20 protein-coding genes and 1 tRNA gene are annotated in these 19,669 nt (G+C 63.7%); 13 read left to right on the top strand and 8 right to left on the bottom strand.

Annotation, left to right across the window (positions count from 1 at the left end):
* Positions 1–76: 76 nt before the first annotated feature.
* Both ACJ70B_RS07005 and ACJ70B_RS07000 read right to left on the bottom strand, forming a co-directional pair.
* Positions 77–2,440: a TRAP transporter permease gene (locus tag ACJ70B_RS07005; protein ID WP_408959688.1), complete on the bottom strand. Its 2,364-nt coding sequence runs from the start codon at positions 2,438–2,440 to the stop codon at positions 77–79.
* Between the two features lie 63 nt (positions 2,441–2,503).
* The gene (locus tag ACJ70B_RS07000; protein WP_408959687.1) at positions 2,504–3,553 is read right to left on the bottom strand and encodes a TAXI family TRAP transporter solute-binding subunit; all 1,050 of its coding nucleotides are present in this window, start codon (positions 3,551–3,553) and stop codon (positions 2,504–2,506) included.
* Between the two features lie 245 nt (positions 3,554–3,798).
* Here ACJ70B_RS07000 and ACJ70B_RS06995 point away from each other — a divergent pair, with 245 nt between their 5' ends.
* From ACJ70B_RS06995 to ACJ70B_RS06980, 4 genes are all read left to right on the top strand, one after another.
* Positions 3,799–4,962: an acyl-CoA dehydrogenase family protein gene (locus tag ACJ70B_RS06995; protein ID WP_408959686.1), complete on the top strand. Its 1,164-nt coding sequence runs from the start codon at positions 3,799–3,801 to the stop codon at positions 4,960–4,962.
* Between the two features lie 138 nt (positions 4,963–5,100).
* Positions 5,101–5,871 carry an IclR family transcriptional regulator gene (locus ACJ70B_RS06990; protein ID WP_408959685.1) on the top strand — a complete coding sequence of 257 codons (771 nt, stop codon included), beginning with the start codon at positions 5,101–5,103 and terminating at the stop codon, positions 5,869–5,871.
* 203 nt (positions 5,872–6,074) lie between these two features.
* Positions 6,075–6,686: a rod-determining factor RdfA gene (rdfA, locus tag ACJ70B_RS06985; protein WP_408959684.1), complete on the top strand. Its 612-nt coding sequence runs from the start codon at positions 6,075–6,077 to the stop codon at positions 6,684–6,686.
* 643 nt (positions 6,687–7,329) lie between these two features.
* Positions 7,330–7,689: a hypothetical protein gene (locus ACJ70B_RS06980; protein ID WP_408959683.1), complete on the top strand. Its 360-nt coding sequence runs from the start codon at positions 7,330–7,332 to the stop codon at positions 7,687–7,689.
* A gap of 234 nt (positions 7,690–7,923) precedes the next feature.
* Here the strand turns inward: ACJ70B_RS06980 and ACJ70B_RS06975 are convergent.
* Positions 7,924–7,997: transfer RNA gene (locus ACJ70B_RS06975), tRNA-Ile, on the bottom strand.
* A 67-nt stretch (positions 7,998–8,064) separates the two neighbouring features.
* Positions 8,065–8,652 carry an FxsA family protein gene (locus tag ACJ70B_RS06970; RefSeq protein ID WP_408959682.1) on the bottom strand — a complete coding sequence of 196 codons (588 nt, stop codon included), beginning with the start codon at positions 8,650–8,652 and terminating at the stop codon, positions 8,065–8,067.
* Positions 8,653–8,831: 179 nt separating this feature from the next.
* On the opposite strand from ACJ70B_RS06970, the gene ACJ70B_RS06965 reads away from it, so the two are divergent.
* Complete coding sequence (locus tag ACJ70B_RS06965; RefSeq protein WP_408959681.1) at positions 8,832–10,466, top strand: DUF255 domain-containing protein; 1,635 nt, start codon at positions 8,832–8,834, stop codon at positions 10,464–10,466.
* Between the two features lie 82 nt (positions 10,467–10,548).
* Positions 10,549–11,352, top strand: a complete 804-nt coding sequence (locus ACJ70B_RS06960; RefSeq protein ID WP_408959680.1) for a TrmB family transcriptional regulator — start codon at positions 10,549–10,551, stop codon at positions 11,350–11,352.
* Here the strand turns inward: ACJ70B_RS06960 and mptA are convergent.
* Positions 11,349–12,275 (bottom strand): GTP cyclohydrolase MptA, encoded by a 927-nt coding sequence (mptA, locus tag ACJ70B_RS06955; RefSeq protein ID WP_408959679.1) that lies wholly within the window; start codon positions 12,273–12,275, stop codon positions 11,349–11,351. The two genes, ACJ70B_RS06960 and mptA, sit on opposite strands and share 4 nt — an antisense overlap.
* A gap of 477 nt (positions 12,276–12,752) precedes the next feature.
* On the bottom strand, positions 12,753–12,956 hold the full coding sequence (locus tag ACJ70B_RS06950) for a hypothetical protein (protein WP_408959678.1): 204 nt from the start codon (positions 12,954–12,956) through the stop codon (positions 12,753–12,755).
* Positions 12,957–13,576: 620 nt separating this feature from the next.
* Here ACJ70B_RS06950 and ACJ70B_RS06945 point away from each other — a divergent pair.
* The 3 genes from ACJ70B_RS06945 (at position 13,577) to ACJ70B_RS06935 (ending at position 16,274) form a co-directional block, all read left to right on the top strand.
* Positions 13,577–14,497: a DNA polymerase beta superfamily protein gene (locus ACJ70B_RS06945; RefSeq protein WP_408959677.1), complete on the top strand. Its 921-nt coding sequence runs from the start codon at positions 13,577–13,579 to the stop codon at positions 14,495–14,497.
* Positions 14,498–14,713: 216 nt separating this feature from the next.
* The gene (locus ACJ70B_RS06940) at positions 14,714–15,484 is read left to right on the top strand and encodes a DNA-directed RNA polymerase subunit epsilon (RefSeq protein WP_408959676.1); all 771 of its coding nucleotides are present in this window, start codon (positions 14,714–14,716) and stop codon (positions 15,482–15,484) included.
* 109 nt (positions 15,485–15,593) lie between these two features.
* Positions 15,594–16,274 (top strand): DsbA family protein, encoded by a 681-nt coding sequence (locus tag ACJ70B_RS06935; protein WP_408959675.1) that lies wholly within the window; start codon positions 15,594–15,596, stop codon positions 16,272–16,274.
* Between the two features lie 8 nt (positions 16,275–16,282).
* On the opposite strand, the gene ACJ70B_RS06930 is transcribed toward ACJ70B_RS06935, so the two are convergent.
* Both ACJ70B_RS06930 and ACJ70B_RS06925 read right to left on the bottom strand, forming a co-directional pair.
* A complete protein-coding gene (locus tag ACJ70B_RS06930) occupies positions 16,283–17,119 on the bottom strand; it encodes an NAD(+)/NADH kinase (protein WP_408959674.1) in 837 nt (278 codons plus the stop codon).
* A gap of 60 nt (positions 17,120–17,179) precedes the next feature.
* Positions 17,180–17,302 carry a hypothetical protein gene (locus ACJ70B_RS06925; protein WP_408959673.1) on the bottom strand — a complete coding sequence of 41 codons (123 nt, stop codon included), beginning with the start codon at positions 17,300–17,302 and terminating at the stop codon, positions 17,180–17,182.
* A gap of 21 nt (positions 17,303–17,323) precedes the next feature.
* Between ACJ70B_RS06925 and ACJ70B_RS06920 the strand changes: the two genes are divergently transcribed.
* The 4 genes from ACJ70B_RS06920 (at position 17,324) to ACJ70B_RS06905 (ending at position 19,610) form a co-directional block, all read left to right on the top strand.
* Positions 17,324–18,361 (top strand): KaiC domain-containing protein, encoded by a 1,038-nt coding sequence (locus tag ACJ70B_RS06920; RefSeq protein WP_408960085.1) that lies wholly within the window; start codon positions 17,324–17,326, stop codon positions 18,359–18,361.
* A 118-nt stretch (positions 18,362–18,479) separates the two neighbouring features.
* Positions 18,480–18,719: an amphi-Trp domain-containing protein gene (locus tag ACJ70B_RS06915; protein WP_408959672.1), complete on the top strand. Its 240-nt coding sequence runs from the start codon at positions 18,480–18,482 to the stop codon at positions 18,717–18,719.
* 1 nt (position 18,720) lies between these two features.
* Complete coding sequence (locus tag ACJ70B_RS06910; RefSeq protein ID WP_408959671.1) at positions 18,721–19,083, top strand: hypothetical protein; 363 nt, start codon at positions 18,721–18,723, stop codon at positions 19,081–19,083.
* 98 nt (positions 19,084–19,181) lie between these two features.
* On the top strand, positions 19,182–19,610 hold the full coding sequence (locus ACJ70B_RS06905) for a universal stress protein (RefSeq protein WP_408959670.1): 429 nt from the start codon (positions 19,182–19,184) through the stop codon (positions 19,608–19,610).
* Positions 19,611–19,669: the final 59 nt, after the last annotated feature.

Raw genomic sequence — 19,669 nt, 5'->3', positions numbered from 1 at the left:
GGGTAGGTGTCGCACGCATTTACAAAAGGATTGTTACTCGCGATTGATCCGACGGAACGGGGGCCGGTCGTGTCGGCTAGTCCTTGCCTCCGGTGGCTGATGCGCCCGTGGTTGGCAATTGACTCATGTAGGACAGGCTGAACCCACCGAGGGCGAGGACCGCGGCGGCGAGTTGTACCATCGTGGTCAGGCTATCGCCGAGGGCATAGCCTAGTGCAGGCGCGTACATTGCCGTGAACGAGAGGACGAGGTAAACGAACCGCTGGGGGAGCTTCAGGACATTCCACCCGTCGTAGCCGATCGTGGTGGCGGTCAGCGCAACGACGCCGATGAAGACGGCGAACGTCGCGATCGGTGTAGCCGTCAGGGACCAGTTAACGAGGCTGTCGTTGACGACCAGCGCGAATGGGATAAGAAAACCCGCTGCGCCGATGCGCAGTGCTTGCTTCGCGGAGGTCATAAATCCGCTGTCGGCGATGCGTGAGCCGACGGCCACTGCCACCGCGACTGGCGGTGTGATCGCCGACAGCATCGCGAAGTAGAACACGAACAGATGAGCCGTGATCACGGTGACGCCCAGTTCCTTCAGTGGAGACGTCAGCAGTGTCGCGACCAGAATATACGCCGCGGGCGTCGGCATTCCGAGACCGAACAGGATGCTAGTGATCATCGCCAGCAGGAGCACGACGAGCAGCACGCCGCCGCCGAGCGATACCATCCGGACGCTGATCTCGGAGGTAAGTCCGGTTTGAGTAAACATCGAGATGATGATTCCCATCGCCGCTAGAACGCCCACCAGTGGCGTCATGTCGAGCGCACCATCCTTGAAGCCTTTCGCAGTCGTATACATCGTCAGCAGGTAGGTATAGACTGCTTCCTCGAGATAGCTCGAGTATTGTTCGCTGGCGCCGGGGTTATCCTCGGTGTTGGCGGCCGATCCTCGGACCCAATCGTCGAGGATGAGCGCTTGGTCGCGAATGACCATCGTTCCGACAAGCGCTATAATGGTGTAGAGGCCTGCAGCCATCGGTGAGAGCCGCTGGACGACCAGCGTTACCAGTAGGACGCCCATGGGAATGCCGAAGTGTGCGCCGCTGAAGAACACACGGGCGGCGCCAAAGAATTCACTGATGATACTCTCGTCGGTTCGGGAGACCAGCGTTGCTTGCAGCACCCGCGCGATGGCAAGCACCAAACCCGTAGCGGCCGCCGTCAAGAGCACGAGCCCACCCTCCATGCGAAGGAAATAGAACGTGGCCCCGGCGAGCACGAAGTAGAACACCGATGTCATCGTCTTGAGGCTGAACAGTGAGCCGAGGAGGCCGCCCTCGTTGACCTGGTCAGTGGTCCAGCCAAACCGGAGAACGGCGAACTGGACGGCGATGCCGGTGCTAAAGTAGAACAGGACCGCTGGGATCAGCGCCGCCTGGACGATGCGGGCGTAGGGGACGCCGATTATATTGGCCATCAGGAAGGCGGCCACGCCCATCACTGGCGGCATGATCTGCCCGCCGGAGGAGGCGACGCTCTCGATGGCGGCCGCGTAATCGTCGCGGACGCCCTGGCGCTTCATCATCGGAATGGTGAAGGAGCCGGTGGTCGCGGTATTTGCGGCTGCGCTTCCGGTGATCGATCCCATCGCCATGCTCGAGATGACGGCGATGTGGACCACGCCGCTACGGAGGTTGTTGCCGATTTTCTCGCCGAGTCCGAGGATGAAGTCGAGCGCGCCGTAGGCGCGAGCGAGGCCGGCGAACATGATAAAGACGGCGACCCAGGTAGCCCCGACCTCCATGATGAAGCTGAACGCACCGGAGATACGCATCGCGCCGAAGGTCACGATGTCGGTCTTCGAGAAGCCCGGATGTGAGAGGAAGCCGGGCATCGATTCGCCGAACAGCGCGTACAACACCGATGCCAGTGCAACCAACGAGATTGACAAGCCGTACGCGCGACGGGTCGCGTCGATAGTCAGTACGATCACCACGAAGCCGACGTAGAGGTCGGTGGTGTTGAACCCGAAGACGATGGCATCCTGGGATAGCCGCATATAGTCCTGATACGTGTAGTAACCTGCAGTTAGCGCTGCGATAGACAAGATGACACAGATGCCGGCGTCGATTCGCCGGAACAGGCCGAACTGGCGCTCGCTCATCCAGCTCGTCAGACGGGTCCGGGCGCTCGCGTCTGTCGGGTTCTCGACCCGCTCGAGCGCCTGCGTGAGGTAGTAGAGGAAGATGGCGACGCCGAAGAACAGAACCGCAAACTTGGTTCGGACGATGGGGCGGACGTAGGTGTAGACGAGTGTCCAGAAGGTCAGCGCGATGCTTACAATGGTGATGGCGGCAACCAGTAGCTGTTCGATGAGTGGGCGTTGCCGGAAGGCGGCGAACGCCTTCCTGGGTTGTGGTACGTCGGGTTCTGTCGAAGTTTCGCTCATAATATGGTGGGGCAGTGGAGACTGTAAGTGTTGGTCGATCGTACTATCGTGCGGTAGATCGTCCTACTCGCCGATCTCGTACTTATCGTTCCAAATGCCCTTCTCCTTGTAGAACTCCGCAGCGGCGGGGTGGAACGGCAGAGTCGTATAGCCGTTTTTCAGCCAGTGGTCACCCTGAGCCATCGAACCGAGGAGCGCGTTGTCTTTGCCTAGCCCTTTCCGTTGCTCCCACAACGTGTTGAGGAACGTTTTCAGCGTCTCGCCGCTAAAGTCATCACGGACGACGAAGTTGTATGACAGATTAGGCGTGTTTAGCGTGTCCGGCGCATACCCGTAGTTGTCGAACGTGGTTGTGTCGATCGAGTTTATGATGACGGCGGGGTCCTGCTCGAGCTTCGAGACGGCGTCCTCAGGCCATTGGAGCAGACGTAGGTCAACGGACCCTTTCATCTGCTGGAGCCACGGCGGTTCGACGCTGCCGTTGATGAACGTCCCCGCACCGGCGTCGAGGCGACCTTCGCTCATAGCACCGCCTTGGTTGCCGTATTCGATGCTGACGCGCTTGTAGCCATCGGTGACGGTGTCTAGCGCGTATTCGAGCATCTCGGCGGTCCCGGAGCCGCTCGGGGTTGGCGAGACACGGTCGTTAGATCCGATGTCGGAAACGCTCGTCCAGCCGTCGTTGCCGGTACAGAGGAACCACGCGAGGTCGTACATGTGGAACACCTGATACGGCGTATAGTCGAGGTTCTCAAAGGGATCTTCTCCGTTCGCGACCTTGCTTGCCGTCCAATTCTGGATGTAAGAGATGTCGGACTCGTCGCGCTGAAGGCGACCGATGTTGGCGTTGGTTCCTTCGCTCGGCAAGGCCTGCACCTTGAGTTCGGAGTTCTGCGCGACCGCATTGGCGATGACCTGGGTCATAGTGTACGCCGAGGTCGTTGGCCCTGATGTGGTCATGACCATCTCGCCGTCCGCACCTGGAACCGACCCTCCGGAGCTACTCGAGCTCTTAAAACAGCCGGCCAGCGCCGTCGTGGCTCCGATACCGGTCGCTGCGAGAATCGATCGTCGAGTCGTTCTTTTCTCCGAGAACTTGTGTCCGTTCGCCATGCCAAGTCTCTTCATATTTACCTATTATAGTACTTCCGCTATCCATCGAACTTACGGAGCGTGACAGAACGCGCTATTACGCGCGTTCTGATCTGCGTCTCGCGTCGATCAGCTCCGGGAGGAATTCCCTTCTTGAGGCGTGAACGCTGACGACAGCCGAAATCTACCGCCGGGTCCGTCTCGGCGGCTGCTCGTGTGACACTCCGTATCGCAATACCTATTGCGCCGTTCGCGTAGGCCTAAGTATGCTGGATTTCGTTCAGCTCGAGGAGGACCTCGACCAGGAAGAGCGAATGATCCGGGACACGGCCCGGGAGTTCGTCGACGAACATGTCAAGCCAGACATCGGAGATCACTTCGAGAACGGGACGTTCCCGACGGAGCTCATCCCGAAGATGGGCGAACTCGGGTTCTACGCGCCGAACCTCGAGGGATACGGGTCGCCGAACGTCTCCGAGACGGCCTACGGGCTCTTGATGCAGGAACTCGAGGCCGGTGATTCGGGGCTGCGCTCGATGGCATCGGTTCAGGGCGCGCTCGTCATGTACCCCATCCACGCGTTCGGGAGCGAGGAGCAGAAAGAGGAGTGGCTGCCGGCGCTGGGCAAAGGTGAGGCGGTCGGCTGCTTTGGCCTGACCGAGCCCGAGCACGGCTCGAACCCATCGGCGATGGAGACTCGCGCCGAGCGCGACGGCGACGGCTACGTCCTCAATGGGTCGAAGACGTGGATCACGAACTCGCCGATCGCCGACGTCGCCGTCGTCTGGGCGCGCGACCAGTCGGCCGAGGACGCGCCGGTGCGGGGCTTCCTCGTCGAGACTGACCGTGACGGTGTCACGACCAACAAGATCACCGAGAAGCTCTCGCTGCGCGCCTCGATCACGGGTGAGATCGGCCTCAACGACGTCTACGTCCCCGAGGAGAACGTCCTTCCGGGCGTCACCGGCATGAAGGGGCCGCTGTCCTGTCTCACGCAGGCCCGGTACGGCATCGCCTGGGGCGCGGTGGGCGCAGCGCGAGACTGCTTCGAAGAGGCTCGCCAGTACGCACAGGACCGCGACCAGTTCGGCGGCCCGATCGGGCGGTTCCAGCTCCAACAGCAGAAGCTCGCGGAGATGGCCACGCAGATCACGCTCGGCCAGCTACTCGTCTACCGCGTCGCCGAACTCAAGGAGCGCGGTGACCTCCGTCCACAGCACATCTCGATGGCCAAGCGCAACAACGTCCGCATGGCTCGCCAACAGTCTCGCGTCGCCCGCGAGATGCTCGGCGGCAACGGCATCACCACCGACTACTCGCCGATGCGCCACCTCGCAAACCTCGAGACGGTCTACACCTACGAGGGCACCCACGACATCCACACGCTGATCCTCGGCGAGGACCTGACCGGTCTGAAGGCGTACCAGTAACCCCGACGTCTCGTCTCTCCGTTTTTCCGCGCCCGCAAGCCGACTCGAGTTTCGTCTGTCCACCGAACCCGTTCCGACACACACGCACTCCGTCCCAGTCTCCGGAACATTGATTGCGTCCTGTGAGTAGGTCCGGATATGGACACGGACCGAGACGAGATCGAAGCCGACTCCGTCGGCGTCTCGACGACGCGAAAAACGTTCGCCCTTCTCGAGACGCTCAAAGACGAGGAAGGCGTCACCATCGCGGAGCTCACCGATCGGACGGATCTCACCAAGAGCACCGTCTATCGGCACTTGCAGACGCTCACCGACCTCGGCTACGTGATCGAACGCGACGGGCGCTACTATGTCGGCTTTCGCTTCGTCGAACTCGGCGAACAGGCACGATCCCGAAAGGTGGGATACACGGCGGCCAAGCGAGCGGTGTTCGAACTCGGTCAGGAGACCGACGAGCGCGCCGTTTTCATCGTCGAGGAGGATAACGAGGCCGTCTACGTCCATCGATACGGGAGCCTCTCGAACACGATGATCGGTCACCGGCGACCGCTCCATTCGATGGCATCGGGGAAGATCATTCTCGCAGAGTGGGACGACGACGCGGTCTCCGACTACGTCGATAGCGTCGGCCTCGAGGCGGTCTCGCCGAACACAATCACGGATTCCGACGCGCTGTTCGACGAACTCGAGACGATTCGCGATCGAGGGTACGCGGTGAACGATCAAGAGCACATGGACGGCCTTCGTGGGGTCGCCGTTCCCGTTTACACGCCCGATGACGAGTTCCTCGGTGCGCTGGCCGCGTTCGGACCGACCAGCCGGTTTACGGACGAGTACGTCCACGACGACCTCCGGACCCAACTTCGAGACAAAGCCGGCGAGATCAGGGTCACGCTCGCGTACGGCTAACGGGAGCGATGCCATCCGTTCCGACCGTCCGTCTCGGTTCGCGGTCGGAACGAAGCGACCGAATCGAGCCCGCCGTACCGGCGACATCGACGATCTCGTCTGCCGGGGCACTCGACCCGAAACCCGAACGACTCGTTTCGTATCGCGGATTTCTGCCGCCGATCTCCGCAATCACTTTCCCGAACCAGTCGCATTTTCACACGATGACCGAGCGACCGACGGGGCCGGGGCCGGACCCGAAAGTACTGCGGCTGATCCGGAAGTACGACCTCGAGGGCGTCGGCGATGACCTCGAGGCACAGTGGACTCATCCCGAGGACCGAACGAGTCTGCGAGCCCTCGCCGACTCGTTTAACGAACGGCTCCTCCGGGCCGCTCTTACGGACGCCGATGTCGAGACGATCACCGACGACGTCAGCCGGCTCTATGCCCTCTTAAACGGTGAGGCGGGAAGCCGCGGCGAACGGACCGCAGCTACTCGACGGCTCGAGCGGGCGGGCGTCGACGTGGAGGCGATCACCGACGAATTCGTTTCCTACGGCGCGATCAGATCGTACCTCACCGGCTACCGAAATGCCACGCTTCCAGAAGACGACGACGCGCGAGCGACCGACGTGAGTGCGATCGAAGGACTCCGCCAGCGGACGGTCGCCGTCACCGAGAGCAAACTCGACCGCCTGTGCGACACCGATCGTTTACAACTCGGCTCTCACCGCGTCCTCGCTGACGTACGGGTCCTCTGTGAGGAGTGTGGCCGACAATACGATATCGCCACGCTGCTCGAGGCCGGTGGGTGCGCGTGTGACGATTCGTAGCGATTTGGTCCGTAAGCGAGCGTCCGGGTGTCGCGAGCGACGAGTCAGCGCCGGAAACCCGTAACAGTCGTACCGTTGTTATGGGTGCCTTTCGACGTATAGTCCTCGCCTCTCCGCAGTACGTCTAAGAATGTTATATATCTGGTTCGGATGATGAATGCAAATCAGATAGGTTATTCTATCTCGCTGTTTAGCGTTCGCTCCTCGGTAATCGCACCATATCCGACGAAACGACTTTCAGCGCTTTTCTCGGCGCGTTTGCGGCTCAGTAGAATACCTCCTCCATCAGTTCTCTGATCGTCCCGGCGGTGACGAGGGGATCTCAGAGAAAGTCATATTTGGCCGTATAACTCCCATATTTATGCGTTTCAGACTGTGTCCTGAGTGGCAATAGTATAATCGCTATATAGTACCGTATTATTATGTAATGGCTGTCTACTCGAGAGACGTATCTTCGGATGTAACTGCTCGCGATGGCATCGGAAACCGGCAAAGACGCTGACCGGTCGATGGCCGCGTCGCTTTCGGTCACCGGCTCCGAGCGTCGGGTCGTTTCACTGTCTCCGTGGAGACAACATATCGATCCTCGCGGCCATAATCAGCAAGTAGCACGCCTATCCACGACGGACGCTTCATTTTCGGTATGGGTCACGAACCCTCGTTCGAGCGCCGAGTAGATCCTCCGGGGACGATCAGGCTACGCGCCGCGTTTTTCGGCGTCTGGTTCGTCGACCTCGTCGCGACGATCCTGTTCTTCTCCGTCCCGTACGCGTCCGAACTGAATCCCGTCACGGTCTTTCTACACGAGCTGTTCGGGGTCGCCGGCGTCGTTCTCGCCGCCCTCATCTACGCCGGCTTCGTGGTCGCGATCGGTAACGTTCTCTCGCGGCCACTCGACGTTGGCTTCGTGACCGCAATCGTCGTCCTGTACGCCCTCTTTGCGAGCCACAACGTCGTGCTCCTCGTCTTTCAACGCCCGTTGTTGTTCGCGCTCGTTCCCTGACCGGCCCGTTCCCCGCCCCGATCGGACGGGTCGCTCTACAGGACGACTCGTTCTGGCTGTGGCTGCGTTCTCGACGCTCGGCTCACGGAGTCACGCACTGAAAACGACGAGCCGACTCGAGTCCGGATCGACGGAAACCGGCCTCATTCGCTTTGTTCACGACTATGCGACTTCCATCGAGTCACCTCCTTATGAGCTGTACGTGGGACTCATGACGTAGTTGGTCGCCAGAAATGGGCCAACTCGGATTTGAACCGAGAGCCTCCACCTTATCAGAGTGGCGCTCAACCTAATTGAGCTATTGGCCCGCTTCGCATTCGATAGTTGCTCGGTGGGACGTTTAAGCGTTTCTTTCTTTCGGGACCGTGGGAACCGCTACCGGGCGAAGGGATCGTCGTCCCGGTCGTCGTCCGCGTCGTCCGTCCGGTCGTCACCGAAGTCGATCGTATACGAATCCTCTCCGTCGACGCTGTAAGCGTCATCGCCGAGGTCGTAGGTACCACCGTCGCTCGAATCCGCCCCGCCGGCCCCGCCCTGATCGGGGAAGCCGAACGTCCAGACGTTGCCGCTTGCGAACCCGCCCGTCTTCTTGTCCGCGTAGGGGACGATCACGAAGCGCTTGAGCGCCGCGCGAATCGGAATCCGCGTTACCGGAATCGCAAGCAGGAATCCGATGGCGTCGGTCACCAGCCCGGGGGTCAGTAGGAACGCTCCGGCGGCGATCAGCAAGCCGCCATCGAGCAGTTCGTTGGTCGGTGGCTTGCCCGCGGCCAGCGATCGCTGCATCTTCCCGATCGTCCGTCGGCCTTCCGCACGGACGAGCAACATCCCGATCAGGCCCGTCAGAACGACGAGCAACACCATTCCGACCCAGCCGACGTAACTCGTCTGGCTGACGACGACCGCGAGCAACACGGCGTCGAGAAACGGAATGAGCAACAGCGCGAAGATCCACCGGAGCATACCCCAACTAGCGCCCGAAGGGTGAAAATCCTTTACTCTCAACGCGACAACGGAATCGCGGCCGCTTCCGACTCCATCTGCAGGCCGCTTCCGGCACTCGTCCGCGACTCGAGGCCGTCCGAACGTTTGGCCTTACGGGCGAACGAAGGGCTTACGCCCGCGACTCCCGTCGCTCCGGTATGAACGACACGACCCGCGTCGAGTGGCGCGAGTGGGGTCAAGACGCGTTCGACGAGGCGTCGGAGGCCGACACTCCCGTCTTGCTCTCATTGACCGCGACGTGGTGTGATCACTGCCACGAGATGGACGCCGAAACGTACGCAGAGCCCCGTATCGCGGCCAACATCAACGATAGTTTCGTGCCCGTGCGGGTCGACGTCGATCGTCACCCGCGCGTCCGCGATCGGTACAATATGGGCGGGTTCCCGTCGACGGTCTTTCTCGCGCCCACCGGAGAGGTCCTGACCGGCGCGGGCTATCTCGGTCCCGACGGAATGCGTCAGGTCCTCGATAGCGTCCGGACCATGTGGCAGACGAAAGGCAGCGGCGCGGCGCGAGTCCCCCGCCCGCTTCGAGAGGACAACCCACCGGCCGGCGAGCTAACCGCCGAGATCGAACGGGGGATGCTCGGCCATCTCACCGACACCTACGACGAGGTCGCCGGCGGCTGGGGCCAGAGCCCGAAGTTCCCGCTGCCCGACGCCCTCGAGTTCGCGTTAAAGCGCGATCGGGAGATGGCGCTGCGCTCCTACGACGCGGTCAGTGCGAACCTGTTAGACGAGTACGACGGCGGTTTCTACCGCTTCGCGACCGAACGCGACTGGTCGGGCCTCCAGCGCGAGAAACTGCTCGATTCCAACGGCGCGCTCGTCCGCGCGTTTGCGAACGCATATCTGGTGACTGGCAAGGACGAGTATCGCGAACCCGCAGAGCGCGCGGTCGAGTATCTGACGACGACGCTGTGGAACGACGAGGCCGACGCCTTCGCGAACAGCCAGGCCCCCGGCGAGGACGACGCTCACAGCCTCGACGCGACCGATCGGGCGGCCGCCGCCGAGCCGCCGGTCGACGACGGCGTCTTGGCCGGCCCGAACGCGCTGGCGATCGAGGGCCTGCTGACCTACTCCGCGTACACCGACGACGAGCGCGCCCGCCGGTACGCCGAACGCGCACTTGAGACCCTCCGTGCTGACCTGCTCGCCGACGGCGTCGTCGTTCACGGACTCGAGACCGACGACGACGAGCCGACTCCGCTCCTCGCGAATCAGGCGCGCGCGCTGGCCGCGCTGACGACGGCCGCGAGCACCCTCGAGACGGACGTTCTCGAGGACGCGACGGCGGTCGCCGACGCGACGATCGATCGGCTCCACGACGAGGACTCGTTCCTCGACGGCCCCGCCGCGGGCGTCGGTCTCTGTGACCGGCCGCTGCGGCCGCTGGACTCGAACGTCGCGTTCGCCGACGCCTCGCTCGAACTCGCCGCGCTTACCGGCGAGGACCGCTACCGCGAGCGCGCACGAGAGACGCTCGAGGCCTTCGCCGGCGCAAATGAGCGCTTCGGCGTCCAGATCGCCCGCTATGCGACGGCGGTCTCCCGGCTGCTCGAGGGGCCGCTGGCGATCCGGCTCGCCGCCGAGCCCGGGTCGGACCTCCACCGCGCGGCGCTCCGGATGGCCGACCACGAGAAGGTCGTCGTTCCCGACGCTGATGACCTCGAGGCGGGCACGGCGCGCGTCGAACGCGGCGACCGCATATCAGATGGCGCTGAAACTCCCGGTGAGTTGAGCGAGCGCGTCCAGACCGTTCTCGACTGACGTTCGGCCGCGAGCCGGCCGTCCCCGATACCGCGCCAAACTACCACAGCGTTTATGTTTCTTCGGTAGGTCAGTTCCCGACATGGCCAGTCTCAGGGATCTCGGGCTCTCCGAATACGAAGCTCGAGCCTATCGATCGCTGCTCAACACCGGCCCCACAACGGCCAAAGAGTTGTCGCGTGCGAGCGACGTGCCGATGGGGCGGATTTACGACGTGCTAAACAGCATCGAGCAGTACAATCTCGTTCGGAGTCAGACCGCGAGCCGGCCGAAGAAGTACGTCGCCGTCGAGCCCACGACGGCCCTCGATCGGCTGCTCGAGGACAAGAAACGCGAACTCGAGGAGAAGGCCGACCAGTACGAGTCGATCGTCGACAACTTGGCCGACGAACTCGACGCGGCCGAACCGGTCGAAGAACAGTTCTGGACCGCCGCCGTCGGCCCCGAGGAGACGATCGACCTCCTGTTAGAGCGGCTCGCGGCCGCCGACCGCGACATCGTGATGGTCTCGGCGGATCCGTCTCCCCAGTGGGACATGCAGTCGGTCAGCGAGGAGGTCACCGCACAACTCGAGGACGCCCTCGATCGGGGCGTCTCGGTCGATCTCTTGATGTCCCGCGAGATGGTCTCCTCGATGTCCGAAGCGGTCGGGGAGCGCTACCGCGAGACGTTACAGCAGCGCGATGACTTCGACGTCCGGACGAACAACGATATCTCGGGCTCGTTCGACATCATCGACGGCGTCGAGATCTGTATCCAGGTGCCGAACCCGCTCTCGTCGGGCGAGGCCTTCGGCATGATCGATCTCAAGGATCCGGAGTTTGCCGCCAACGTCCACGAGGAGTTCGTCCCGCGGTGGGAGGAAGCGGAGTCGCTCGAGTTTTAGTCCTCGATCTCCTCGCGCAGCGCCCCCATCTCGACGACGCGCTCGGCGTGGGCGTTGTGCTGGTGAATCGACTCGTCGTTGGACTGGCTCATCGTGATCACCGCGTCGTCGGGCAGGTGGCCGAACTCGTCGACGACGCCCTCGGCTAACGCACGTACACAGTCCTCGACGAACTTCGCGTCGGCGTGGGCCTCGTAGGTCATGTGATCCTCGTCGGGTCGCTTCGCGAGGTTGTAAATCCGCGCGCTCATCGAGTCCCGGGCGATGTCGATGATATCGTTCAGATCGACTGCGGGATCGCCGTTCGATTCGACGGTCAGCGTCGCGTGGCCCCGCTGGGAGTGACCCGGCTGGGGGACTTCGTCGAGGAACGTCGTGATCGTCTCCTCTTCGACGCCTAGCTCCTCGAGCGTCTGTTTTGCGCGGGCGGCGGACATCCCCTGTGAGCACGGACAGACGGTCATTCCGGTGACCTGCGCGCCGATCTCCTCGCGGGTGCCGTCTTCGGTCGCCGTCGCCGACGCGACGATGTCGACCATGTGTTGGGTCTCTCGGTCGCTCGCCGGCGTCTGCTCGCGGCGCATGAACTCCGCCTCCATCGAGACCTCCGCCTTCGAGGTATAGTCGTGTTTCTCGAGTAGCCGTTCGGCGGCCTCGCCACAGACCTCCTCGACGCTGTAGGCCTCCTCGCGGGTCGCATCCTCCAGGATCTCGTCGATGACCTCCATGTTGCGGCTCATGTCCGCGCCTTTGCGCCAGGCGGGCAGATCGACGAAGACCTCGAACTCGGCGGTGAGCACGATCGGTCGCTCCCCCTCGCGGGCGAGTTTGACGAGCTTGTCGACGCCGGTGACGCCGACCCGGCTCAGACCCACGGTGATGTCGGGCGACGTCGCCTGCACGTCCGGCAGCTGATGACTCATTGACCGCATTCAGGGCAGCGGGCGATTCAACCTTTCGGAACCGGGAGTCGCTTGCGTCGTCCCGTTCTCGTCGCCGAGTCGGTCTGGTCAAGCCGTCGTTTGTTTAAGTGCCTCTGATCACAAGGTAGAGCTATGACGGGAAGTCGTCGTTCTCGAGTTCTCATGATTCACTAGCGACGGTGTCCGTGCTCAGTGGACTATCACACCAGTCTCCGATCCGCATTTAAGTACTTCTGATCACAAGGTGAAGCTACGACGGGAGACCGGACGCTTCTCGATCGACTCACGTTCGCCAGCGTTGCGTCCGGCGTCGACCGACTTGAGCCGTCGTTTCTTTAAGTTCCTCTAGTCATAAGGTGGAGCTATGACGGGAAGTCGTCGTTCTCCGGCGCTCGCTTCTCCAGCCGTGCATTTGGCCTACTTCCGATCGGTCGTCCGACAGCGACGCCGTCGCTCGCTCGAGGCCGTGCGACTAATTCACGAATCGTGCGACCGATCGAGGAGTCGGTCCGCTATCTCCCACGGAACGGTGAACACGGCCAGAAAGAGGAACGTCGCCCCCAGTCCTGTGACGAAGCCGTCCGTGAGACGGAGCGCGAGAAAGACCGCCAGCCCGGAGACGACGACCCTGGCGACTCGGTTCCAGTCCCACTCGAGCAGCACGGATCGGACCGCTGACATCGTGCTCTCAATCGTCGCCGTCACCTATAATAGTGGTAGTTTGACACCAACTCGGAGTGACTCGAGCCGTCGACCCTTTACGTCCCACTGGTCACAAGATAAAGATATGACGGGAGATCGTCGTTCTCGGCCTGCCACGTTCCAGAGCGACGACACTGGCGAGCCGGCGGATCGCTGCCTCGTCCGTGCTCGCGTTTAAGTGCTTCTCATCACAAGGTGAAGATACGACGGGAGACCGGACGCTTCTCGAGTCAGTCTCGACCTATGTAGCGCCGCGTCCGGGTCGATCGCCGCCCTGTTCAGTTTTCAGTGTTGCCGCGACCACGGAGTACGTGCTCGGTTCGTGCTCCCCGAATGCGCGAGCACTGCTCGCCGTTCTTTACGTCCCTCTGGTTACAAGGCAGAGCTATGACGAGGGTGCCATCGTTCTCGAGGATCGACATCCGATAGCGACGGCCACGCATCCGTCGGTGGTCACGACGATTCCGGGGCCAACCGAGCGCCGTTCGCCCTCGAGTCCCGCCGTTCTTTAAGTACTTCTGGCCACAAGGTAAAGCTACGAAGGGCATTCGTCACCCGGCATTCTCGGGTTTTCGTTCCGTGTTCCTCGAGCAACAGCCATGCCCACCGTCCCGGAACACGTCCACGAGACCATCGACGAGCATCTGACGGCGATCGAACGCGACCGCCACGTCGCGGTCACGCTGGCGGTTGCCCGCGGCAGCCACGCCTGGGGCGCGGCGAGTCCCGATAGCGACTACGACGTGGGGTTCGTCTACGTGCCGACGGATCTTCGCCGGTACGCTCACCTCGAGCAGCCGCCCGAAACCATCGTCGAGGACCGCGGCGCGTTCGAGTACCAGGGCTGGGACGTGCGGACGTTCGCGGGTCTGCTCGCCGACTCGAACGACGGCGCGATCGATCTCTTGCGGAGTCCGATCCGCTACCGCGTCGGCTACGATCCCGCCGAGCTCGCCGACTACGTCGAGCGGACGTACAATCCGATCGACCTGTATCACGCATGGCGCGGGATCGCGACGAGCAACTATCGGAAGTACGTCTCTCACCACCTGGTCCGCAGCGACGACGAACTGTTTCCGATCCTCGAGGCGGACGACGATTCGTACCTCGTCGCGACCGACGACGGCACGACGACGGTCGCGGCTGACGACGAGCGGTTCACGGAAACCCAGACGAAGCCGACCGTCAAACGAAACCTCACGATCTGTCGCGCGGCCATGGCCGCGCGCTATCTCAAAGCGACCGGCGAGCGCGGCGACCACGATCTACCCGCGCTCGCGTTCGACCGATTCCTGCGCGAGCAGGCCCCCGCCGTCTTCGACGCTGACCGGATCGAACGCGCTCGAGCCCTCCTCGAGCGCAAGCGGGCGGGCGAGGGGGCGGCCCGGATCGGCGACGCCGTCGGCCGCGAGTTCGCGCACCCGCCCCTGGAGGTCGACCCCGCGACCCACGCCCGCGACGGTCCTGATACCGCCCGCTTGGACGAGTTCGTCGACGACCTGATCGCGGCCGTTCGATAGCCGCGTCGGCCCGGTCGCCGCGCGATTCTTTATGTCCCTCTGGTCACACGGTGAAGCTACGAAGGGCTTTTCGCGACTCCGTCTCCGAACGAGAAGCGATAGCGACGGCCATCGTTCGACTCGTCTGTAACTCCCGATAGCATCTGTGTCAGGCCGAGTGAAATGCATCGCGGTCGGAGCGAGCCTTTTTCACTCTCCCTCTCTGAGCGACAGACGATGCAAGACGACGGTGCCGACCCAGATCGCTTCCCGGCGGGGGACGCGGCCGCCGCGGACGGCGTCGAGTACGGCCCCGAACGCGAGCGCCGCCTCGAGACGCGGCCCGGTTCCGGCTCGCTCTCGCGGGCGGACGTCCAGCGCGATTCGACGGTCCGACGCTGGGGCGTCGTCACGCCGAGCGCGACGGTCATCGGCCGCGCGGAGTCGGCCGACGCGGACCTCTCCGAGAGCGTGCGCCGCCTCCACGACGAACAGCACGCGGCGACGCCGGGCTACAGCGAGCGCGCCCATCACTTGGACCGGCTGCGGACGACGCAGGCGCTTTGCAACGCCCTCGAAGTGACGCCGTGGCAGCGCGATCTGGCACTCGGCGTCATGGACGAGATCGATCTCACCGAGTTCGGCAGCCAGCGCGCTATCGAGAAGGTCGCACTAGTGGTGGTCCGTCACGTCGTCGACGTCGACCGCCAGCAGTACTTCGGGCTCGACGACATCGACGCCCAGGCGCTCTCTGCCGATCGAATGGAGGAGCTGTTCGCTCAGTATCGGGCCCACGATATCACTGACGAGGAGACGTTCAAGCGCCTCGCGGCCGATTACGGCCTCGACACGACGAGCCTGAACCGGCTGCGCCGCGTCCTGAAGGAGCAACTCGAGGACGAGTTGCCGGCCTACGGCCGTAACCCGTATCGGGACCCGAACCTGCCGGACGTGACGGAAGCCGACGCCGACGGGGCTGGTGTGGCGGCCACCGGTTCGGAGCGCTGATCGCGCGTCGTCCGCGTTTGCGGTCCATGTCTGTCACCCGTCGCGGCCCGTTCCCCGACCCGTCTGCCGGTGGGCGGCGACTTTTCAGTCTCAGATTCCTAGCGGGGCTATGGCTGACGCTGACACCGACGCCGACGACATCGCGACGACGAGTGATCGGATCACGGTTTATGCCGACTACGTCTGTCCGTTCTGTTATCTCGGGACGCGCTCGCTCGAGCAGTACCGCGAGGATCGCGACGCCCCGCTTGACGTCGAGTGGCGTCCGTTCGATCTCCGCCGGGGGAAGCGAAACCCCGACGGCTCGATCGATCACGACGCCGACGACGGGAAAGACGAGGGGTACTACGAGCAGGCCAAACAGAACGTCCGCCGGCTGCAAAAGGAGTACGGCGTCGAGATGGCTCAAGAAATGGTGTCTGAGGTCGACTCGTTCGACGCGCAGGTCGCTTCGTGGTACGTCAAAGAGGACTACCCAGAGCAGTGGGAGGCGTTCGACGAGGCGATCTACACCGCGCTCTGGCAGGACGGGCGCGATATCGGCGACGCCGACGTACTCGCCGATCTCGCCGACGACGTCGATCTGCCGGCCGACGAGATCCGCGACGCGATCGCGGACGAGAATCTTCGGTCGGAACTCGAGGACCGCTTTGCCGAGGCCCAGCAGACGGGCGTCACCGGTGTGCCGACGTTCGTCTCGGACGGCCGCGTCGCCCGCGGCGCGGTCCCTCCCGAGCACATAGAGCGACTCGTCGACGGCGGTAACGGCGACGCCGGCGGCCGCCGATAATCCTACTCCTACTCGAGTTTGTCGAGTCCGTCGAAGAAGTTCGCCTGTGGCCCGACGAGCGTGACGGGATCGGCCGCCAGCGAGACCGACACCGTCGCGGGCGGCTCGAGTTCGACTCGATTCCGGCCGTCGCTGATCGCGTAGGCGGTGTCGGAGCCGGTGACGGTGAGCGTGAGTTCGGTATCTGGTTCGACGATCAGCGGCGGCATCGCCTCGGTGGCGGCCATCTGGGTGACGATCAGCGCGTCGGCCGTCGGGTGGACCAGCGGCCCGCCCTCGCTTAAGTTGTAGGCCGTCGACCCCGTCGGCGTGGCCACGAGGACGCCGTCGGCGTGGCTCTCGACGTACTCCTCGCCGTCGACGCGGACCTCGATCGTTGCGCCGCCGCCGTGGCCCCGTCGCGGCCCGTGGATGACGACTTCGTTGAGCGCCGGCTCGAGCGTCCAGTCGTCGTCGACGCCCATCGCTCGCAGCCGCGCCAGTTCGCGTCCCCCGACGGCACCCGTCTCCGCGATGTCGGTGACGACGTCGGTGACGACGCCGAGCGCGTCGGCGGGGGCGACGGCGTTGAGAAAGCCGACCTCGCCGAGATTAACCCCGAGAATCGGCGTCGAGCCGACCTCTCGGGCGACGAACAGCAGCGTGCCGTCACCGCCGATGCTCACGACGAGATCACGACCGGCCATCGCGTCGACCGGCACGGCGGTCGCCCCGATCGCCCCGCCGGTTGCCTCGTCGACGACGACACCGGCACCCTCGCGCTCGAGGGCGTCGACGAGGCTCCCGGCGAGTTCCTGTGCACGCTCGTTGTCGCGCTGGGCGACGATTCCGACGGCGACGTCCATCGACGGCGGCTACCCGCCCCGTCGTCAAAAAGCCACGCTTGTCCGCCGACGGCAACAAGGTTAATCGGGCTGGAATGACTCCGGACACGTGTACTCTCGCGACGACCCCGTCGCGGTGACCAGCATGGCGTCCGTCCACTCGACCAGTCCCCCGTCGCGTCGCAGCGGTGTCGACAGCTGCATCTCTCCGCGGCACTCGGTCCGATTTCGGGCGGATCCGGTGACGGTCTGCGGGTGGTCGCCGTGAGCGACGACGCCGACGACTGGTTCGAACGCGCACTCGACGAGGAGGGCGACGACGAGCCCGCCGACCCTGAGGCGACCGACTCGAGTGCCGACCCCGATGAGGGCGAAACCGATGTCGATTCGGCGGAGGAGTCGCTGTTCGAGGATGATTTCGGCTCGGCGCTTCAGGACGTCGACGTACCGTCGGCCGGTGCCGGCGGTGACGATGCGCCCCCGGCCGCCGGTCCGGACGGGTTCGACGATCTCGACTTCGTGCTGGGGGGCGACGACCCTGACTTCGACGAGGAGCTCGACTCGGAACTCCCTCGTCTCGATCTCGGGATTGACGGGCTCGATCGGATGATACAGGGCGGCGTCCCGGAACGCTCGCTGATCGTCGCCATGGGCAGCGCTGGCACCGGCAAGACCACCTTCGGACTCCAGTTTCTCAACTGCGGTCTCGAGCAGGGCGAACGCGGCGTCTGTATCACCTTAGAGGAGAGCCGCGAGCGAGTGATTAACAGCGCGACCGAGAAGGGGTACGCCTTCGACGAGTACGTTTCGGAAGGCCGGCTGGCGGTCGTCGACGTCGACCCGATCGAGATGGCCAACAGCCTGGCGTCGATCCGCAACGAACTCCCCGCGCTCGTCGAGGAGTTCGGCGCGTCTCGGCTCGTCCTGGACTCGGTCTCCCTGCTCGAGATGATGTACGAGGACCGAGCGAAGCGGCGCAACGAAATCTACGATTTCGCCCGGAGCCTAAAGGAGGCAGGCGTCACCGCGCTGTTGACGAGCGAGGCCGCACCGGAGACGCCGTACGCCTCGCGATACGGCATCGTCGAGTACCTCACGGACGCCGTCTTCGTCCTGCAATACGTCCGCCCGGACGACTTCCGGGAGACGCGGCTGGCGATCGAGATCCAGAAGATCCGCGACGCGAACCACTCCCGGGAGAAAAAGCCCTATGAGATCACCGGCGATGGGATCTCGGTCTATCAGCAGGCGAACCTGTTTTAGGTCGATCTGGTCTCGGTTTCGATCAGTTGAACGTTACGGCGCCGTTCGAGCGGGTAACAGTGCGTTGTGACGGCGTTCGCTGCCCATACTTTTGCGGGCACGACTGGCATATTCCCGCATGGCGCAACGGACGACGGCCGACGAAACACTGCCACGAGAGGAACTTGCAGCGTATCTGCAGGGCCTCGCGACGGAGTTCGAGCGGGGCGACGAGCAGGTCTCCATCTCGGTCGGGAACAAGAACGTATCGCTCAACCCACCCCAGAACGTCGACCTGTCGGTCGAAGTCGTCGAACGCTCCTCGATGCTCCGGGGGAATCGCGAGACGATCGAGATCGAACTAAGCTGGAAACCCTGACATGGCCGTCGCGGACTCCGTCCTGATCTTCGTCCTAAGCCTGCTCGTGGGGACGATCGCCATCCTCGCGGGCGCGCGACTGGTTCTGGACAGGGACGCCGGCTTCGCAAACGCCACGGTGACCGCGTTGATCGGCGCGGTCGCCTGGGCAGTGACGAGTTTCTTCGTCGGGTGGATCCCGATTTTGGGCGTCCTGCTCATGTTGATCATCTGGGTCGGCATCATCAACTGGCGCTACCCCGGCGGCTGGGGGTCGGCCGTCGCGATCGGCTTCGTCGCCTGGATCGTCGCGGTCGCGATCGTCTACGCCTTCGCGGTGATGGGTCTCGTCACGCCCGACGCGCTCGGCATTCCGGGCATCTGACCGGTCGCGACCGACGAGTGCACGCCGCGTCGAATTTTCACCGGGAGAGAACGGAGCACCCATTCTTTTCCGTCCGCTCGAGAGATATCTAGACAGCGATGTACGAGACGATCCTGTTTCCCACGGACGGCAGCGACCACGCGGCGACCGTCGCCGAGCACGCGATCGACGTCGCAGCCACCAGAGAGGCGACCCTCCACGTCTTCTCCGTCGTCGACGATCGCGCCTTCCTCGTCCTCGACGACGACCGCGTCGAGCACGTCCGTAACGACCTCGAGGCGACCGCCAACGAGGCGGTCGACGAGGCGGCGACCCGCGCGGCCGACCGCGGCGTCGAAACGACGACCGCGGTCGACACCGGTCACCCGGCCGAGTGTATCGTCGACTACGCCGCGGCCGGCGATGTCGATCTGATCGTCATGGGAACCAGCGGCGACGAGTACGAGCGCAACGTCGTCGGGAGCGTCTCCCAGCGCGTCGTCCGCGAGGCACCCGTCCCCGTCACCACTGTCGGGCCGAGTGTCTGACCGATTTCGGCGTCGGTGTGACCTCTCGTCTCGAGCCGTTTGCACTGACAGGAACCGAC

The sequence above is a fragment of the Natrinema sp. 74 genome, assembly GCF_046097095.1.
GTDB lineage: Archaea > Halobacteriota > Halobacteria > Halobacteriales > Natrialbaceae > Natrinema.
This window is presented reverse-complemented; position numbering and strand designations above follow the sequence as displayed.

What these genes read in the sequence shown, in the direction of transcription:
- ACJ70B_RS06960 (WP_408959680.1), top strand. Translation starts at nt 10,549, where the DNA reads ATGGCCAGTCTCAGGGATCTCGGGCTCTCCGAATACGAAGCTCGAGCC.
- ACJ70B_RS06915 (WP_408959672.1), top strand. Translation starts at nt 18,480, where the DNA reads ATGGCGCAACGGACGACGGCCGACGAAACACTGCCACGAGAGGAACTT.
- ACJ70B_RS06995 (WP_408959686.1), top strand. Translation starts at nt 3,799, where the DNA reads ATGCTGGATTTCGTTCAGCTCGAGGAGGACCTCGACCAGGAAGAGCGA.
- ACJ70B_RS07000 (WP_408959687.1), bottom strand. Translation starts at nt 3,553, where the DNA reads ATGGCGAACGGACACAAGTTCTCGGAGAAAAGAACGACTCGACGATCG.
- ACJ70B_RS06910 (WP_408959671.1), top strand. Translation starts at nt 18,721, where the DNA reads ATGGCCGTCGCGGACTCCGTCCTGATCTTCGTCCTAAGCCTGCTCGTG.
- ACJ70B_RS06990 (WP_408959685.1), top strand. Translation starts at nt 5,101, where the DNA reads ATGGACACGGACCGAGACGAGATCGAAGCCGACTCCGTCGGCGTCTCG.
- ACJ70B_RS06905 (WP_408959670.1), top strand. Translation starts at nt 19,182, where the DNA reads ATGTACGAGACGATCCTGTTTCCCACGGACGGCAGCGACCACGCGGCG.
- ACJ70B_RS06940 (WP_408959676.1), top strand. Translation starts at nt 14,714, where the DNA reads ATGCAAGACGACGGTGCCGACCCAGATCGCTTCCCGGCGGGGGACGCG.
- ACJ70B_RS06925 (WP_408959673.1), bottom strand. Translation starts at nt 17,302, where the DNA reads ATGCAGCTGTCGACACCGCTGCGACGCGACGGGGGACTGGTCGAGTGG.
- ACJ70B_RS06965 (WP_408959681.1), top strand. Translation starts at nt 8,832, where the DNA reads ATGAACGACACGACCCGCGTCGAGTGGCGCGAGTGGGGTCAAGACGCG.
- mptA (WP_408959679.1), bottom strand. Translation starts at nt 12,275, where the DNA reads ATGAGTCATCAGCTGCCGGACGTGCAGGCGACGTCGCCCGACATCACC.
- ACJ70B_RS06970 (WP_408959682.1), bottom strand. Translation starts at nt 8,652, where the DNA reads ATGCTCCGGTGGATCTTCGCGCTGTTGCTCATTCCGTTTCTCGACGCC.
- ACJ70B_RS06980 (WP_408959683.1), top strand. Translation starts at nt 7,330, where the DNA reads ATGGGTCACGAACCCTCGTTCGAGCGCCGAGTAGATCCTCCGGGGACG.
- ACJ70B_RS06950 (WP_408959678.1), bottom strand. Translation starts at nt 12,956, where the DNA reads ATGTCAGCGGTCCGATCCGTGCTGCTCGAGTGGGACTGGAACCGAGTC.
- ACJ70B_RS07005 (WP_408959688.1), bottom strand. Translation starts at nt 2,440, where the DNA reads ATGAGCGAAACTTCGACAGAACCCGACGTACCACAACCCAGGAAGGCG.
- rdfA (WP_408959684.1), top strand. Translation starts at nt 6,075, where the DNA reads ATGACCGAGCGACCGACGGGGCCGGGGCCGGACCCGAAAGTACTGCGG.
- ACJ70B_RS06935 (WP_408959675.1), top strand. Translation starts at nt 15,594, where the DNA reads ATGGCTGACGCTGACACCGACGCCGACGACATCGCGACGACGAGTGAT.
- ACJ70B_RS06945 (WP_408959677.1), top strand. Translation starts at nt 13,577, where the DNA reads ATGCCCACCGTCCCGGAACACGTCCACGAGACCATCGACGAGCATCTG.
- ACJ70B_RS06930 (WP_408959674.1), bottom strand. Translation starts at nt 17,119, where the DNA reads ATGGACGTCGCCGTCGGAATCGTCGCCCAGCGCGACAACGAGCGTGCA.